The 15,873-nt window shown below is 44.3% G+C and carries 14 protein-coding genes; all 14 read right to left on the bottom strand.

The window, feature by feature from the left end; translation table 11 throughout:
- Positions 1-8: 8 nt before the first annotated feature.
- The 14 genes from KXD37_RS19300 to KXD37_RS19235 all read right to left on the bottom strand — a co-directional run bounded on the left by KXD37_RS19300 (position 9) and on the right by KXD37_RS19235 (position 15,418).
- Positions 9-560 carry a cysteine hydrolase family protein gene (locus KXD37_RS19300; RefSeq protein ID WP_106019480.1) on the bottom strand — a complete coding sequence of 184 codons (552 nt, stop codon included), beginning with the start codon at positions 558-560 and terminating at the stop codon, positions 9-11.
- Between the two features lie 96 nt (positions 561-656).
- Positions 657-1,055 (bottom strand): YueI family protein, encoded by a 399-nt coding sequence (locus KXD37_RS19295; RefSeq protein WP_106019481.1) that lies wholly within the window; start codon positions 1,053-1,055, stop codon positions 657-659.
- Between the two features lie 70 nt (positions 1,056-1,125).
- On the bottom strand, positions 1,126-1,374 hold the full coding sequence (locus tag KXD37_RS19290; RefSeq protein WP_024122689.1) for a YueH family protein: 249 nt from the start codon (positions 1,372-1,374) through the stop codon (positions 1,126-1,128).
- A 73-nt stretch (positions 1,375-1,447) separates the two neighbouring features.
- On the bottom strand, positions 1,448-1,669 hold the full coding sequence (locus KXD37_RS19285; RefSeq protein ID WP_044158952.1) for a spore germination protein: 222 nt from the start codon (positions 1,667-1,669) through the stop codon (positions 1,448-1,450).
- A gap of 59 nt (positions 1,670-1,728) precedes the next feature.
- Complete coding sequence (locus KXD37_RS19280) at positions 1,729-2,838, bottom strand: AI-2E family transporter (RefSeq protein WP_059292639.1); 1,110 nt, start codon at positions 2,836-2,838, stop codon at positions 1,729-1,731.
- A 436-nt stretch (positions 2,839-3,274) separates the two neighbouring features.
- Complete coding sequence (locus KXD37_RS19275; protein WP_024122692.1) at positions 3,275-3,511, bottom strand: YuzF family protein; 237 nt, start codon at positions 3,509-3,511, stop codon at positions 3,275-3,277.
- Positions 3,512-3,696: 185 nt separating this feature from the next.
- On the bottom strand, positions 3,697-4,227 hold the full coding sequence (locus KXD37_RS19270) for an HD domain-containing protein (protein ID WP_024122693.1): 531 nt from the start codon (positions 4,225-4,227) through the stop codon (positions 3,697-3,699).
- A 197-nt stretch (positions 4,228-4,424) separates the two neighbouring features.
- A complete protein-coding gene (locus KXD37_RS19265; protein WP_106019482.1) occupies positions 4,425-5,156 on the bottom strand; it encodes a (S)-benzoin forming benzil reductase in 732 nt (243 codons plus the stop codon).
- Positions 5,157-5,219: 63 nt separating this feature from the next.
- Positions 5,220-5,672 carry a type VII secretion protein EssA gene (gene essA / locus KXD37_RS19260; RefSeq protein WP_082687825.1) on the bottom strand — a complete coding sequence of 151 codons (453 nt, stop codon included), beginning with the start codon at positions 5,670-5,672 and terminating at the stop codon, positions 5,220-5,222.
- 31 nt (positions 5,673-5,703) lie between these two features.
- The gene (gene esaA / locus KXD37_RS19255) at positions 5,704-8,901 is read right to left on the bottom strand and encodes a type VII secretion protein EsaA (protein WP_106022006.1); all 3,198 of its coding nucleotides are present in this window, start codon (positions 8,899-8,901) and stop codon (positions 5,704-5,706) included.
- Positions 8,898-13,385: a type VII secretion protein EssC gene (gene essC, locus KXD37_RS19250; protein ID WP_106019484.1), complete on the bottom strand. Its 4,488-nt coding sequence runs from the start codon at positions 13,383-13,385 to the stop codon at positions 8,898-8,900. The genes esaA and essC overlap by 4 nt, the downstream gene beginning before the upstream one ends.
- 60 nt (positions 13,386-13,445) lie before the next feature.
- On the bottom strand, positions 13,446-14,801 hold the full coding sequence (gene essB, locus KXD37_RS19245) for a type VII secretion protein EssB (RefSeq protein ID WP_101860017.1): 1,356 nt from the start codon (positions 14,799-14,801) through the stop codon (positions 13,446-13,448).
- Between the two features lie 14 nt (positions 14,802-14,815).
- Positions 14,816-15,055 (bottom strand): ESX secretion system protein YukD, encoded by a 240-nt coding sequence (gene yukD / locus KXD37_RS19240; protein WP_010331710.1) that lies wholly within the window; start codon positions 15,053-15,055, stop codon positions 14,816-14,818.
- 69 nt (positions 15,056-15,124) lie between these two features.
- Positions 15,125-15,418, bottom strand: a complete 294-nt coding sequence (locus tag KXD37_RS19235; RefSeq protein WP_003220661.1) for a WXG100 family type VII secretion target — start codon at positions 15,416-15,418, stop codon at positions 15,125-15,127.
- Positions 15,419-15,873 lie beyond the last annotated feature (455 nt).

The raw sequence follows: 15,873 nt of genomic DNA, 5'->3' as shown, positions 1-15,873 counted from the left end.
CCCCTTCCTTACTCTGCCACTTGCGCTCCGATGCTGTTTGCAAAATGGGAAAGAGCCCACGTATGCCCCTCCTGATTAAAGCTGGCAACAGCCTGTTTATGCACAACAATCCGGAAACCTTTGTTGTATGCATCAACCGCTGTATGCAAGACACAGATATCTGTGCAGACGCCGGCTAAATGCAGCTCGTCAATCTGCCGCTCTCTGAGTTTCAGTTCTAAATCAGTACCCGCAAAAGCAGAATATCTCGTTTTTTCCATGTAATATACATTATGATCATGTGCATGTTTCTGATATAGAGGCAAAAGCTTTCCGTACAGGTCTTTTCCTTCCGTACCCTTAATATTATGCGGTGGGAACAGACGGGTTTCAGGGTGATATTGATCCCCTTCATTGTGAGAATCTACTGCAAATACGACGTAATCACCGTTTGTGATAAAGTTTTCTGTCAAATTGACGATCGCCTCTTCAATCATTCTGCCGGGCTCCCCGCAGGTCAATTTTCCATCACTCGCCACAAAATCATTCGTATAATCAATACAAATAAGTGCTTTTTTCATAGCCGGCCTCCCCGCCATCAGTATGAGAACATTATATCTTATCTCCCGTTGTAAGGGAATTGCCATGAATAAAAAGACAAACGGTCCGTTTGTCTCTTAAGATTTCAGCACCGACCGGTTAAAAATGTCGTCCTGAATATATATAGATTCATGATTTACCGCACTGTCCGCCGCAATGATAAGGCCTAAAGGCGTATGAAACTGAAGATCAGATACGACTTTAAAAGGCACTCCGTTTCGGTTCGCCATTTTTACATAAGGTGAATAAGACTGATATTGAAGCTCTCCATTGATAAGAAGAGATATATTTTTATTGCGTTTAAACGCTTGCTCCGCTTCGTGATACGGTTTGCTTCTGAGCACCTGCCCTTTCGTCAGTGCCAAAAGCACTCTTTCCCGCAATGAGCCTAAAAACAAATGGCGCTCATCTGGTTTTGTTTCCAGCGGCCCGTACATTCCTTGCTGTAAATAGAGATCCAGCGTTTCATCACTCAAAAGCTCGTCCTCCCGTCTTGTTTGTCTTCATTATCGCCTGATCCTGCGGGAGCTAAACTTTCAAGGGCTGTTACATTTCCGTTACCCAGTGAATGATTTTTTTTGCCAGCTCACCAGCAGGCTCGTCCTCTGTATGCCGGCGTAAAGAAGCCTCCAGCCGTTCAGGCAGCGATGATTTTTCTTCCTCGTATGAAATAATCGTGCTCCACTCCAGCTGCGGAACGGCTACTAGCGTATGCAGCTCTTTTCTGTTTTCATGCAGATATACATCAGTGATCATTCCTGTTTGTGTGCTGATATTTGCTTTTCTGATTTTCATAACATGACCTCGCTAACTAAAAGACTATCCATATTATACAATAAAAAAGCAACAGCCTCTCTAGAAAAGGCTGTTACCCGTTAAACGAAACGGTATCATCAATGATATCGGCATCGTTTAAAATTGTTTTACTATATTCGTTATTGATCTTCACAAAATCCCCCAGCTGAAATGTGCCAGACCCAGCACCTGTGTGATCGACGCTTTTCGGCGCAATCGCAAACACATCTCCAAAGCTGGCCGCAGCATCACCTGATATAGACATAATATATATCGGCCCTACAATCGCAGGCATTTCCCCACCTCCGCACTGATTTACAGCATCATATGCGGAAAGGAGCCAATGGTGCCCGCCTATTCAGCGGGACGTTCGTTTTCTTCAAGGCGTGACCGCTGGCGCAGCTTGATCAGCCGCACGATATTCAAGAAAAATGCCTTGACTACCGCATACACCGGCACAGCTAAAATCATGCCGAGAATGCCGCCGAAGCTTCCTGCTCCAATCAACAGCAAAATGATGGTAAGCGGGTGCGTATTCAAACGTTTTCCGATAACGAGCGGAGAAAGCAGATTTCCGTCGAGCTGCTGAACGATCACAACCACAATGATCGCAAAAAGCGCTTTGGCTGGTGAATCCATAAAGCCGATAATAACAGCCGGCGCAGCGCCGAGAAAAGGCCCGACATAAGGAATGATATTTGTAATGGCCATGACAATTCCAAGAATCAGCGCATATGGCAGCCCGGTAATCAAGTATCCGATAAAGCACGCTGTCCCTACAAAAAGACAGATTAACAGCTGTCCCTGAAAATACGCAGCGAGTGTGTCGGATAAATCCTTAAAGATCTTTAGACCTTCTGTCCGGTAAGAAGCCGGAAGAATTTTGACTGCCAGGTGCGGAAAGCGGTGTCCATCCTTCAGCATATAAAAGAGGATAAACGGAACAGTGATAATGACAAGTGTGATATTTGTCACGACACCAAACACCGCCGATAAACTGGATGTAATATTTTGCGGCAGGTTTTGGAGAAAGCTTGTCAGAGACTGCTCAATTTTTGATATGGATACATAATCCTGTGTCATCATCCAGGTAAACCACTGAGAGTGAGATAAATCCTTTGTCAATGCCTGAATCTGTTTTATATATTCAGGAAGATTGTTAAACAGCCCGGTCACCTGCGATGTAATGACAGGCCCGACTGCCGCAGAAACAAAGGCTAGCAAGCCGATAAATGCTAAATAGATGAGCAGAATCGATAATGTCCGCGGCATTTTTTTCTCAAGCAGTCGGACGACCGGATTAAAAATAAAATACAGAATTCCGGCAATCAGCATCGGGAAAAACAATGTCGAGATAAACACGATAAACGGCTGAAACACAAATGAAACTTTTGTTGCTACGAAAATAATCAGCAAAACAAATAAAATTTGCAATGTCCAAAAATGGACTTTTGATTTCAACAAGCTTGTTCCTCCTAGTTTTTCTTTGTCTATCAGATAAAAGAACTTGCACCCCATCATTGTAACAAAAATGAACTGATATCAGAACTCTTAATCAGTGAATGGGCTGTTGATTATGCAGGCTGTGACATACGGCAGGGACGCCGCACTGATTTATGTACTTGTGGACTAGCTTAACGTTTAGATTTTATCCTGCTTGATGTGAATCAAAACGATAGAATGACTGAGAGGCAGCGGCGCTGTGCTCCGTTTGCCGGGAAGCCCCGTTTATATGTAAAGGATGCGGGCGGGTATCACTTCGGTTGTTGTTTACGCTTTATTTCAGATGACCGCTCCGGCTTTGATCTTGGCGGCACAATTTATGACGGAGCGTTTTTATAGCGCTTAACTGAAAAATAGGACGTCCCTGTGTACGCCTATTTTTCAAGCGCAAGCACTGTTACACCCGTTCACTGTAATCTGGCGTGACGGAAACCATGTGCTGGATACTGATAAAAAAAACAGAATTTCGGGCTGCTTCAATGATGATATGGTCCGGTTTTACATCAATCAGTCTGCCTCTGACCGTATCTCGTACTGTCTGGATAATGAATTTTGAGCCGATGAGCTTTTTGATGGTCTGATAGACATAAGGATCGACTAATGAGACCAGTTGCGGACTACCTTGGTTGGCCATACTTCAATCCCCTTTATATGTTTTATCTCAGCTTATGCCACGGTTAAGGATAATGACACAGGCTTACAGGATAACACCAGGGGATGCGGAGACGATTGGGGAGTGTGATTCACGCGGGTGTAAGGAAATGGTGATGAAACGGAGACAGCGAAGAAAGCGGACGCTGTTCCGAATACAGGCGGGACCTATACAGGCTTTTTTATAGAAGACTGGGCTTGGTCGATTAATCGGTCCAGTTTTTCTATTTTTTTCAGTGCGGTTGCTTCGTCAATTTGTCGGTAATGATGGTGGCCGCCAGGTTCTTCATCAAGTTCGTCCGCTTTTTTGACAATCTGCTGCAGCGTATTTTTATCGAGTTCACCTTCAGGCAGATAGGAATCGGTATGAAGCAATATGGCAAGAGCAATCTCTTTTGCCGCTTTCGGTTCTTCACCAAGACGAATCAAGAGCTTATGCGCCCGTTCCGCCCCTTTAATGGCATGGATGTCATTCCTTCTGTATTTCTCATAATCCCATTTTCCGTCTGTATACCATTCATAATGTCCGATGTCATGCAGCAATGCCGCTTTTGCGGCTAAATCAGGGCTGATATCAGCCTTTACAGACAGCCTGTATGCATGATAGGCGCAGGCAATCGCATGAGCCACGCCGGAACGCTGTAAATATTTTTGTGCAATTGGATGGGCGAAGACATCCATTAATGTAACCTTTCTCATGGAAACCCCTCCTTTAGATATTTTTAGAATCCTAACATAATTTGCAGAGAAACTCAATTCTTATGTCATATCATTTTTGTTTACTTTTCATGTTTGTTATACCCTAAAAGCAGAGTTTCAGTCAGTATATGCAGCCGGACTCCGGCATGCTTAAGTTATCGCCTTTTTATATAAAAAAAGAGCAGATTCACTCTGCTCTACAAAAACTCTTTAATATCATATATGCGCCCGTTTTCCGCGCCTGTCTCTAATAAAGAAAGCAGCGTGCCGGCAATAAAGGCCGGACTGCGAAGGCTTCCTGTTTCATTCAATTTCCGAAACCGCTCGATATCGTGGAAATCCTTTTTCGATGATGAACGGATGACGGCCTGCATGTCAGTGTCCATGACACCCGGTGAGAAAGAAATCATGTTCACCGGCAGTTCTTCATCCTCCTGTTCAAATCCGAACGTTCTCGTAAACATATCAAGTCCGGCTTTTGAGCTGCAATACGCGCTCCACCCCTTGTATGGGTTTTTGGCCGCGCCAGAGGTAATATTTACGATTGTTTTTCTTCCGCTGAAAGCAGCAAACTGTTTTGTAAACAGCTGGCTCAAGAGCACGGGCGCTGTCAGATTAAGCTGATAATGGTGCTGCAGCTCTTCAAGAGACGCTTCTCCGGCGCGTTTGATCGGCGTCACCATTCCGGCATTATTGATCAGTGTGATGGCTGAATAATCAGCCGGATTGATGGATGAAAGCAATGTTTTGAATTGCTGCTCAGCCTCTGTGAGATTGATCAGGTCGATCTGGTGCTGTGTCAGTTTCTCATGAGAAACATCTGTTGTTGTTCTGGACAGAGCATGGACTTCATGGCCTTTTTCCAGAGCCTGTAATGCAATGGCTTTCCCCAGTCCTTTTGACGCTCCGGTGATGATATAAAGTTCCATTGGAAACCTCCTCCTTCCGTTCTTATTGTACGAACCGCTTTTATGCAAAACAAGCGCGGGCGCTTACGCCTTTTTATTTTCCTGCACGATAACCTTTGGTATGAGAAAAACAATGCCTGCGATCCCGAGCAGAATCAGCACGATATAGATGATCGGAAGCAGGAGTGAAGATGAACCTTTTTCTTTCATTTCCGTTGATGACGCTTTTGTGATCGGTTTCTCGGCAAATGTAATCCCAAGCTGTTTAGATTGAGCCGCGATGGTGTTGGAGCCCTCGGCATCTGTTGATGTAAACAAATCCTTTATCAGCTCGGCGTCCCGATCCTTCGGCTTATCAAAGGTAATATCCTTTTGCTCCTCAGGCAGTTCTGTTTTCTCCTCATAGGAAGAATCTTCATGCAAATAATTCGTATCGATTTCAATATCTTTCTTTTCATATTGGTTTGGCGCGACATCCGTATTTTCTTCGGTTTCGGCAGCAGCGGCAGAGGGTATGAAAAGGGAAAAGGAGAGCATACACATCATGATCCCCTTTTCCAAGCTGCGATTACGCTTCATACGTTTCATCGCTTTCCGCTGTTTTTTCTGCTATCAAGCGAATGACAAGCGGCAGAGCCGCTGCAATCAACGTAATGATCAGCAGAACCGATATTCCCATTGTAAACAAATGCCCTGTTCCGTACTGGATGTCGATATATACCTTCGACACCGGATCTTCAAATGTGAAGTTTGGCATAATTAAATCAATAAGCGGCGCAACATAGAATAAAATCATTGCCGCTGAAGCAACCCATCCAGGAATTGACCCGAACCGGAATGCCGCCCGGATAAAGGCAGAGCTTGCGACCAGCAATAAAATCGTAAACACAGACCACTTAATCGTCTGATCGTCCGGCAGTGAATAAATATTCAAACCGAACAAGCTGATCATCAAGCCGACAAGGATATTCAGAATTCCGAAAAGCGCTCCTTTGACGAGCAGCGGCGCATTTTGATAATACGAGCTGAAATATCCGATTAACAGACTGCTGATCAAAATAATAACCAGGATGACAACCGGCGGCACCGTCTGAATTTTTTCTTCCGGAACCTGACCGCTGATTTTAAGCGGATTTGCCAAATAATCATATACATAGCCGTTGTTTTGGCCATCTACTAATGTATTGCCCAGAATGCCGTATACGTCACTGCGTACAAGCTTCGTGGAAGCAACATTTTTACCCCAGTTGTTGTTTAATGTGTCAGCTTTCGTCTGTACATCATTTACGCTTTGCTGCATGTTGGTTGTGTAATCAATAATGCCTGACTGGCGTTCCGATAATGAACCCATCATGTCTGACATTTGCAGCACTTCCTGGCCGACCGTATCTTGCACGCTCAGTGCCATTGTGCCTGACAGGCCATCATTATTGAACGTTGCAGATTCCTGCGCCGCGCCGGTTACAAGCTGTTCTGACGCTTTAGACGCACTCTCAGAGATTTTCGTCAGTTCATCGAGAACACCGGCTTGAGAATCACGGATATAGCTGCCGTAGTTGTCTGCAAACTCGGTCATGCCATTGATGAAATTGTCGATGTCTTCATCGGTTTGCATCGTGTTGTTTTTGAGATCTTCCCAGCTTGCTGATTCTTCCGGTTTGATGGCTAGGACTGATTTGACGTTGCCCTGCTGGCCGTTAATCGCATCAGTTTTTGCAGTGCTATCTATGGTTCCGGATAATACTGAATCATATACTGATAGAAATTTATAGTATCTCATTGCTGTATCTATATTTTCTTTATTTATATAGATTGCATTTGTAAATGTGAGCTGATCTTTATTTTCAAGTTCTCGAATGGCATTATACATATCTCTATAAATACCTTCAAGTTCTCGCTTCCGTTTCGCTTCAAGATTTTCAAGTTTACCTTCTAGCTCTTTCACTTTGCCTTTCAGGTCTTCAATTTCATCATTAAGACCATCCATTTGCTCTTCTAGTTCTTCTAATTTCTTTTTCAGCTCTTCATTATAAGCAGTTTCTTTTTCTTTGAGCTCTTCTTCGATTTGCTTAATTCGTTCTGACGCTTTGCTGAGCTGTTCTTTCGCTTTTGCGATATCAGAAATGTCGTCGTTTCCTGGTTGATCTTCATTTCCAGGCTGAGTCGTGTCTTCGTCTTCGTTTGCCAGCTGGATAAATTGAAGGGCTGAGTCAGATGAAGCAGTCTGTTCGGCAGATGTGCCCGTTTCGGTTTGTCCGCTGTCTGACTCACCATTGGAGGCATTTCCGTTCTGCTCCTGACCGTCTGTTCCCTGCTGCTGGTCTTGATCCTGATTATTGCCGTCCGTTTGTCCGTCAGTCCCGGTGTCTCCCTTTGTATCATCAGGATTTGTGTTACTTCCGTCATCGGGATTGTTTGGGTTTTCAGTCGATGGTTTGTCTGTTCCCGGATCCTCTGGCTTCGCGTCCTCTTTTTCAGGCTCCTTCAGATTGTTTGAAATATCCTGAATGTCAGCAGCGATGGTTTTTAATTCTTCACGCTGTTTTTCCAGATCAATTTTCAGTTCTTCAGGGTCTTCTTTTGGGTCTTTATCGTTTGAGTTGTCTTGATTATCTTGGTTATCCCCATCAGATGAATTATCTGGGGGTGGCTCATCAGTGAGATATTCACGTGTTTCAATTAAAAGTTTATAAACCTGGTTTAATGCTGTCTGTCTTGATGCGGCCTGGTATTGATTAATTAAATCGCTTTGTATCTTCGCCATACCAAGTTCCTGCTGAGGCACTTGGCCTTCCCTGATTTGCTGGGCGGCTGCCAGAACTGTGCTGGTTTGTCCAAGCTGTGTTTTCACTTGGCTGATCCCAGTTGTCAGTCCGCTCATCTGCTCGCTGAACTGATTGGCCTTTTGCTGTGCTGAAATGGCATCCAATCCTGTCTGGATTTGCTGCTGAGTTGAATCCTGGGCTGCCAATAGCAGCTTCTTTTGATTTTCTTGATATTCTTTGTATCGTTCCACAGTATCAACGAAGTCTTTCAGGGTGTTTTTTGCTTCCTCCGCTGTCGAAGCTTTTTCTTTTGTCGTGCCTTGGGCTTCATTCATTGATTTCTTCAGCTCATCGATTAGGTCTTTCTGGCGTTTGATTTCACCTGCTAAATCGTTAGAGCTTGGTTTGTAGAAATTGTACATGACATTTTGGAATTCAGATTCTTTATTGACGATTTTGTCAAACTCTCCTCTGATATTGTCCACTTTTTGTGAGACAAAGTTCCAATATAAGGCCGACATTTTTTTGTTCATTGTTTTTTGGGCATCTTCAAGCTCACGCTGCACTTTTTCTTTGTTGACCGCATTCAGGTTATCTTGAATGCTGAACTCAAGCGTGGCTTTTTGAGGACGCTCTTTGTCGTAGCTCAAAATATTTTTTGAGAAATCTGAGGGAATGTAGACGATCGCATCGTATTTTTTCGATTTCAGGCCTGTTTCCGCTGCACTTCGGTTCACGACCGTCCAAGAATAATCAGGACGTTCCCCCAGAACGGCAGCTACTTCCTTACCGAACTGGGCGGATTGATCATCTTCATCGTCCGCTTTCACCTCATCACTCAATACGCCTGTGTCTTCATTCACCACTGCGATTTGCCGCGTGGAATTGGCTGCTTTTTTCGCCGGATCTTCCCCGATGAACCGGAAAAACAAAACCGGCAGCAGCAAAATAATGATGACGGCGGATATTAACTTGATTAAGTTTTTTCGTTGTTCTGTCATCTAGCACTCTCCCTTTCAGCAGAACATAAAGGAATTTGAACTTTTTGCTCCTTCCCGTTTTCCACAACATATCCGAAGCCCGGCTGAATCTCCGGCTCCTGTCTTTGGTACGGAAGAGGAATGACATTTTGTTCAGATTTTTTCATCAGCAGGATAGCGTGTCTGATTTGCTTCATCTCAGTCGTCAGGGAATCATAGCCTTTGGAGAACTCACTGTGATTGCCTGCCGGAATAAAGCTGAAGCCAAGATGCGCGTAAGATTTCATAAAGTTCGCCAAGCGGTCTTGAATTCTCGTATCGATCGTCTGCTGGAATCTCGTAATTCCGTCAATCATCAGAACCACTTGAGAGAATCGCAGGCTTTGTGCGTCTCCCTGGCGAACGGCTTCTACATACATTGCTTCTCTTGTTTTAAAAATGTCTTCTGCTGTTTCAATCCACTGCTCAATATCATCTTTTGTTTCCATGTATGCGACATCTGTTTCTTTTGCATATTTGGATAAACCGCGGTCGATCGAGTCAAACAAACCGATCATTTCCGTTTCATCATCAAGCAGATGCTCAAGCATCACTTTTAAGACGTTTGTTTTTCCTCGCTGTGTCTGCCCTAATATCAGGCAATGCTTGTGCTTAGCCAAGTCAAAGTACACCGGGCTGACGGTTTCTTCATGAAGCCCGATCGGGACAGATAAAGGCTTGCGTTCCAGCTTGAAGCGGAGAGAAAACTCTCTCGTCGACAGGCTTTCCGGCAGCATCGGAATCGGAGCCGGCTGCTGAAGTGAAGCATAGCGATCCTGAAGAACCTGCACTTCTGCTTTCAGCTCGTTGAACATGCCGATATCATCCTCTGCTTCAACAGGCAGGAACATTTGGGCGAAATAAAGCTCTTCTTTTTGAATGATCACGCGCCCCGGGATCGGCTCAAGGCTGAACTTCGGCCGTCCGTAAATGGAATATCCCTCAGATTGATCCATCAGATAATGGACAACCTTTGTTTTCAGGTTGTTCAAGAGCGACTGGCGGACGGCATTTACGCGCGTTGCCGTCAGCATAAAGTAAATCCCCAAGCTTTGTCCGTCTCTGGAAAGCTGGACAAATTCCGATTCAAGCTCATGCATCTCATCCTTGACGATATCAAAGTTGTCGATTGTGATGAAAATGAATGGAAGCTCTTCTTCGCTCAGCGCATTGTACATTTTGATATGGCTGATTTCTTTTTCACGGAACAGACGTTTTCGGCGGTCGATTTCCTCTTTGATCCGGATCATGAACTTTTCAATTTTTCTCGACTGATCCATCAGGAAGTAATCCGCCGTGTGCGGCAGCTTCGCTAATGGCAGGAGCGTTCCGTTCCCGAAATCAAAGATATAGACATGAAGCTCTTCAGGCGTGTAGACGTCTGCAAAACTCATCAGGAATGTTGCCGCTGCAATCGATTTCCCATAGCCTGAGGAGCCGAAAATGCCGATATTTCCGTCTTCCATCATTTTATAAGCAATCGGCGCCTGTCTTTGCAGATCAGGTTCATCAACATAAGCAAAGTGGAAATGGTCCTTTTCTTCTGATGGGAAAAGGGTGCGCGGGATACGTTCCGCAAGCGGCGGCAGCCAAGGGCTCGGCAGCTTCTCGATTCCCATTTCCTCTTGAATGCGTTCGATTTCGTCAACCACTGCTTCGATTTCTGACTGAACCTCTTTTTTCGCCATTTCTTCCGTGTCGACCTCAGAAAGCGGTATCAGGCCGGTATCCGTGACAATCGCGATTTCATCCTCTGTTCCGTAAACTTCCTCTAAGTAAGGGGCCCCGCTCCAGGCGGATTGGAACAGCTCGTACACTTCATTGTTTCCGACCTGCAAATAACCGCGTCCGGTAACCGTGATGTTCGCGGCATCGCTGTTTTTCAAAATCTCTTTACTATCGGTGGCATCCTGAACTTTAAGCGCTACTTTAAAGCGCGAGTTACTCCAGATTTGGTCGTCGATGATACCGCCCGGCTTCTGTGTCGCCAAAATCAAATGTACGCCAAGGCTTCGGCCGATACGTGCAGCACTGACAAGCTCTCTGATAAAATCAGGCTCTTCGCTTTTCAGCTCTGCAAACTCATCAGAAATTAAGAATAAGTGCGGCATTGCTACTTCTGCTTTCCCCTGCTTGTACAGCTTTGTATAGTCATTGATGTGATTGACTTGATATTGATCAAACAGACGTTGCCTTTTTTTCAGCTCGCTTTTAATCGAAGCGAGCGCACGCATACTGAAGTTTTGACTGCCTTCAATATTGGTGATCGTGCCAAGCAGGTGGGGAATATTGCGGAACGGCTGCGCCATTCCTCCGCCTTTATAGTCAATTAATAAGAAAGCCGCTTCATGCGGGTGAAAATGCACCGCAAGTGACAAGATGTAGGTCTGGAGAAATTCACTTTTCCCCGAACCTGTCGTCCCCGCAAGCAAACCGTGCGGACCGTGGGCTTTTTCGTGAAGGTTCAAATGCACAATGTCATCCTTCCCTTTATAGCCGATCGGCACCGACAGCGACTTCGACGATTCACTCGTCAGCCACCTTTGCTGGATTCCGATTTCTTTTACTTCCTTCGCATGGAAAAGCTCCAAGAACGAGACCATTTCCGGAATGGAGTTCGTAATGCCCACCTGGTGATTCAGCGTGCGAAGCGTGCGTGAAAACCGTTCGTTGTCCTCGCGCTGATGATGATCGAGCCGGAACGGAATTCTTACTGCTTTTTTCTTTTGTATTAAAATGTCGCCTTCATTTTCGTTGATATAGCGGACAAGGGTCGTAATGTTTTCTGATAAACTTTCCTTTGTTTCCGCGGCGACAATTGTAGAGATGCCCAGCTGCTCATGCTGCCCTTCTAAATATTCAAGAATGACGTGCTCTGAAATCAGCTGCTGATTCGTAATGACAAATACAAAATGCGGTTTAAACTGCAGTTTTTCTTTGTCATCTTCGAGATCGCGCTCTCTGATCAATTCATAAAGTGAGGACAGGAGCTGGTCACGCGTTTGTTCATTATAAATAAAGCCTTTCGCATAAATATGGGGCATTTGAAATTGCGGAAGCCACTTCATCCACTCCCAGTCTTTATACTCCTCTTCATGAAAAATAAAGACGAAGCGCAAATCGTGATAGCTGTTGAAAAACGAAAGCTGGCCGATCAGCTGGTGAATCTCATTCTTAACAATCTGCGATTTCCCGACAAGACCCATCGGCCCCTCCGCCAAATCGACCGTAACCGGCGCATTGCGAATGTCCTTATAGACACGCTGCATGTGCTGCGATTTCTCCATAAGGTCATCAATATCACGGTTCGCCAAGTCTCCGCCGCTCATATTGATTTCATAGCTTGCAGGAACTGTTCCGGTCCCGAGCCGAACCTGGAGATAATCCTTGCTTTCGAGCGATTTTTCCCAAATTCGGTCACTGATTTCACTTGTTAAGTATTTCATTTGTTCAAAAGAAGGAAAATGAAAGTCAAGAACCTGCTTTTGCTTTTCAGCAAGCGCCTGAAGCTCTTTTCTCTTATTATCTAAGTAAAGCTTATACACGCGCTCCCGCTTTTCCTCGCGTTTTTTCCGCTGGTTTTTATCCCGGAAATATTGAACGGTCGAGGTAATAAGGGTCATCATAAACATTGCCAGTGATACGAGTATAAATATGCCTCGCGGCTGGATGATCGCGACAACCCCCATCACGATCAGCATCACAAGCGGAGGCAGAATGACGAGCCACAGCCCTCTATTGGTTTGATCGCTCTCCTGAGAGGGAAAACTGAAGGACACACGGTCATCTGGCAAATCGTACACCATCCGCGGCGTTCTTCTGTACTGGGGATATTTCTTCTGCATTTCTGTGCTTGGTTTGACCGTTTTGGTTAACACTGTTTCAAGCGGTGTGTAATGAACGATTTCTAAGAGGTCTTGTTCAGTTACTCTCATTTGCGTAAAGTTCCAGAATATTTCATCCCCCGGCTTGAGCGGTGCAGCACCTATTACCTTCTCTCCGTTCAAGAACACATTTCCGCTTTTTGGGATAATCGACCATTTCTCGCCGATATGCAGTAATGAAAATGTGCTTTGCTCCGCAAAAGCAAAATCATTCGGGTTCAGATAGATATCTGCATCTGTCTTTTCTGAGGAACATGTCATTTCGTCTCTGTTTCCTGTAAAATAAACGGATTTTTCAGGTTTGCCGGCAATTAAAAACAGACGTATATCCTGCTGATCCGTTTGAAGAGAAAATGATGTATCAGTTTCAAGACTGCCCAGGCAATCATTTCCCAGGAAAACATCGTACTGTCCGCTGGGTTCCTTCCTTTGAAGAGAAATTACTCCGTTCTCAAACGGAATGGTGCCGATCGTAATGGAATCCTTCACATCAGGCCCTATGGTCACCGGCTGGGACGCCGGGAGATCAGACAGTTTTAGTTTTTGGACGTTTTGCTGATAGAAAACCCATAATAGACTCAAATGGCGAACCCCCTAACGGCCGAAATACGGCGTGCGATGACCTGAACTTCATGTTTCACTTTATTTGTCATCTTTTTTCTCATCTTTCTTTTCTTTCTCTTTTTTCTCTTGTTCTTCTTTTTTCGCTTTTTCCTCGGCTGCGGCCTTTTCTTCTGCCGCTTTCTCTTCAGCTTGCTGCTTTTCTTTATCTGATTGTTCTTCAGCGGCTTGGCTGGCTGTATCAGTTTCTGCCGTGTCTGTTATCGCTTCTTCTTTTTGTTCTTTCATTTGTTTGGTAATTTGGTCGATCTCGCTTTGTACCGTATCCAATTCTTTTTGCTTTTCATCATCTTTCATACTGTCATCTGCTAATATCTCAGCCTTATATCGGATCAGGCCCAGCCCTATATACGGGTTATACTCCAGCTTTCTTCCGATACTAATGGCTTCTTTATTCTCGCCTCTCCCTATGTCTATCCAATAAAGAAAGTGCTGTGGATCTGATTGCAGCGTGACCAGATTATTTTCAATTTGTTTCTTTTGAGTGTCGCCTAATTTTTCAACCTCAACATAAGACATTGCAAGCTGATACTGCACTGATTCAGGCAGGCTTTCCGCATCATATTTAGCCAGCGTGTTGATGACCCCGCTGTACTGCTTGTTCAAGAAAGCGCGGTTGCTTTCCACAATCGCCTGATGCTTCGGCTGCGCGAAAAATAAGGCATACATCGAATAAATCAGAGCCGGCACAAGCAACACAATGAGTCCCAGGCCGATATATCTTTGAATGTTCCATTTCTTTTTCGGGATATGTATGTATGTTTTTGCTTTGGCTTCGAGCTCATCGATATGTGTCTGAATCAGCTCGAGCAGTTCATCATAGGACTTCGCGTCCAATATCGCTTTTGCCTCCGGAGAGAATGTCAGCGTTTCATTGAATTTCAAATAGTCCTCAAATGCAAAAGCGCCGTCGACTGCCAAAGCCGCTGCGGCTTTCAGCTCCTGCCAGACTCTTTCCTCATCATGCTCGTAAGGCGGAATGCTTTCTTTTACGCCGTAATGAAGAAAATATGGGGTCAGCCCTTTATCGAATACAATGTTTTCCGGGGCCACAATCAAATGCAGCCTTGATAACTTGTGCTGCTGTACAGACTGAACAAGCTGATAGGCAAACTGCCATTTGCTTTTTTTATCTTTAGCTTTTATCAAGCGAAATTCTTTATAGGAGGGAGGAGGTTGGATTGTGATGATCACTTCGTCTTCCGTCACATCGATCTCTTTATGAAAAGATGGATTTACATCCTTGATCACGTTCGCTTCGAGACCGTCCAGAAGCTTTATTTTTTCCCGTTGAAAGGTAAATGTATAGCCGTCTTCCGTTTTCTGAGAAGCAGCTTCTAATTGGTTTTCTAAATATGATGTTTGTTCACCTGACATTCAACCAGATCCTTTCATAATATTTCAAGCCGGTCTCCGCTTGTAATGCCGCAATCAGATAGCTTGCATTCTCCGGAAAACACCGTATCCTTATTGACCACTCTGATCCAGTGCCCTTCGCGCGGAGGTATGGAAACGCTTTGGGCCTGCCAAGCGATGTCAATGACTTTTTTCACCGGGTGGTAATCTGACAATCTGAGATCAAAGACACTTCCGTTATAATGTTTCAAATCTATCGTAATATCAATATACATGTTCATTCACCCTTACATAGAAAGAGCGCCGTCTTCTGGTGAATCAGGCGCTCCTTCCCTTTCATACTGTTATCCGCGGATTTGATTTGCGATGTCTTGGTCAGTAGACTCAAGAGTATTTGCTGTTTGATCAAGCTGCTGGTTTACATCTTGAAGCAAATCTGACATTTTGATAAATGAAGGTTTGAGCTGCTCGTATTGATCTGCGAACGCTTCGCTAGAAGCACCTTCCCACATGCTTTTTAAATCAGAGATCATTCGGTTTAAACGATCAACCTGATTTAATACTTCTTGGCTTTCAACGCCATATTGCTTCGCCATCGCTCTTAGCTCTTCGGGTGTGACACGAATTAATCCTGCCATATTCCTCATTACCTCCTGTGCCATCAGCCTAAATATGGGCTAATTCACTTATTTTTAGAACGTAATTATTATAAAAACAGTTTTTCGGCACAGTCAAACAAATATGTTTTAATTTTACAAAATGAGTCCAATGGTTTACCTCTCACCTCTTAAAAATTACATATTTTGTTAAACAAATAGGTTTATTTTCTCAATCCGCTCCGCCTTCTTCAAATAATCCAAAAGGCCCAAATGATTCTCTAACTCCCAAAAAAAACCTTTCAGAAAATTTGATGCTACAGTACCATCTCTGAAAGGTTCAGTTTTTCAGAAATATTCATCAGTCAGTTCCTGGCCCAAGCAGAACATGTATCTCATTATATTTAAAAAGTGTTTTTCACTTCTATTATACTGTCATTCTTTGTTGTTGATTTTCACAAACAAGAACAATCATAATAAAAGCAAGACGATTTGAT

Source organism: Bacillus sp. XT-2, from assembly GCF_025696525.1.
GTDB lineage: Bacteria > Bacillota > Bacilli > Bacillales > Bacillaceae > Bacillus > Bacillus halotolerans.
Note: the sequence above shows the minus strand (reverse complement) of the source record. Positions and strands in the feature narration are given on the sequence as shown.

What these genes read in the sequence shown, in the direction of transcription:
- KXD37_RS19300 (WP_106019480.1), bottom strand. Translation starts at nt 560, where the DNA reads ATGAAAAAAGCACTTATTTGTATTGATTATACGAATGATTTTGTGGCG.
- KXD37_RS19290 (WP_024122689.1), bottom strand. Translation starts at nt 1,374, where the DNA reads ATGAAAATCAGAAAAGCAAATATCAGCACACAAACAGGAATGATCACT.
- KXD37_RS19285 (WP_044158952.1), bottom strand. Translation starts at nt 1,669, where the DNA reads ATGCCTGCGATTGTAGGGCCGATATATATTATGTCTATATCAGGTGAT.
- KXD37_RS19275 (WP_024122692.1), bottom strand. Translation starts at nt 3,511, where the DNA reads ATGGCCAACCAAGGTAGTCCGCAACTGGTCTCATTAGTCGATCCTTAT.
- KXD37_RS19270 (WP_024122693.1), bottom strand. Translation starts at nt 4,227, where the DNA reads ATGAGAAAGGTTACATTAATGGATGTCTTCGCCCATCCAATTGCACAA.
- KXD37_RS19265 (WP_106019482.1), bottom strand. Translation starts at nt 5,156, where the DNA reads ATGGAACTTTATATCATCACCGGAGCGTCAAAAGGACTGGGGAAAGCC.
- essA (WP_082687825.1), bottom strand. Translation starts at nt 5,672, where the DNA reads ATGCTCTCCTTTTCCCTTTTCATACCCTCTGCCGCTGCTGCCGAAACC.
- esaA (WP_106022006.1), bottom strand. Translation starts at nt 8,901, where the DNA reads ATGACAGAACAACGAAAAAACTTAATCAAGTTAATATCCGCCGTCATC.
- essB (WP_101860017.1), bottom strand. Translation starts at nt 14,801, where the DNA reads ATGTCAGGTGAACAAACATCATATTTAGAAAACCAATTAGAAGCTGCT.
- yukD (WP_010331710.1), bottom strand. Translation starts at nt 15,055, where the DNA reads ATGTATATTGATATTACGATAGATTTGAAACATTATAACGGAAGTGTC.
- KXD37_RS19235 (WP_003220661.1), bottom strand. Translation starts at nt 15,418, where the DNA reads ATGGCAGGATTAATTCGTGTCACACCCGAAGAGCTAAGAGCGATGGCG.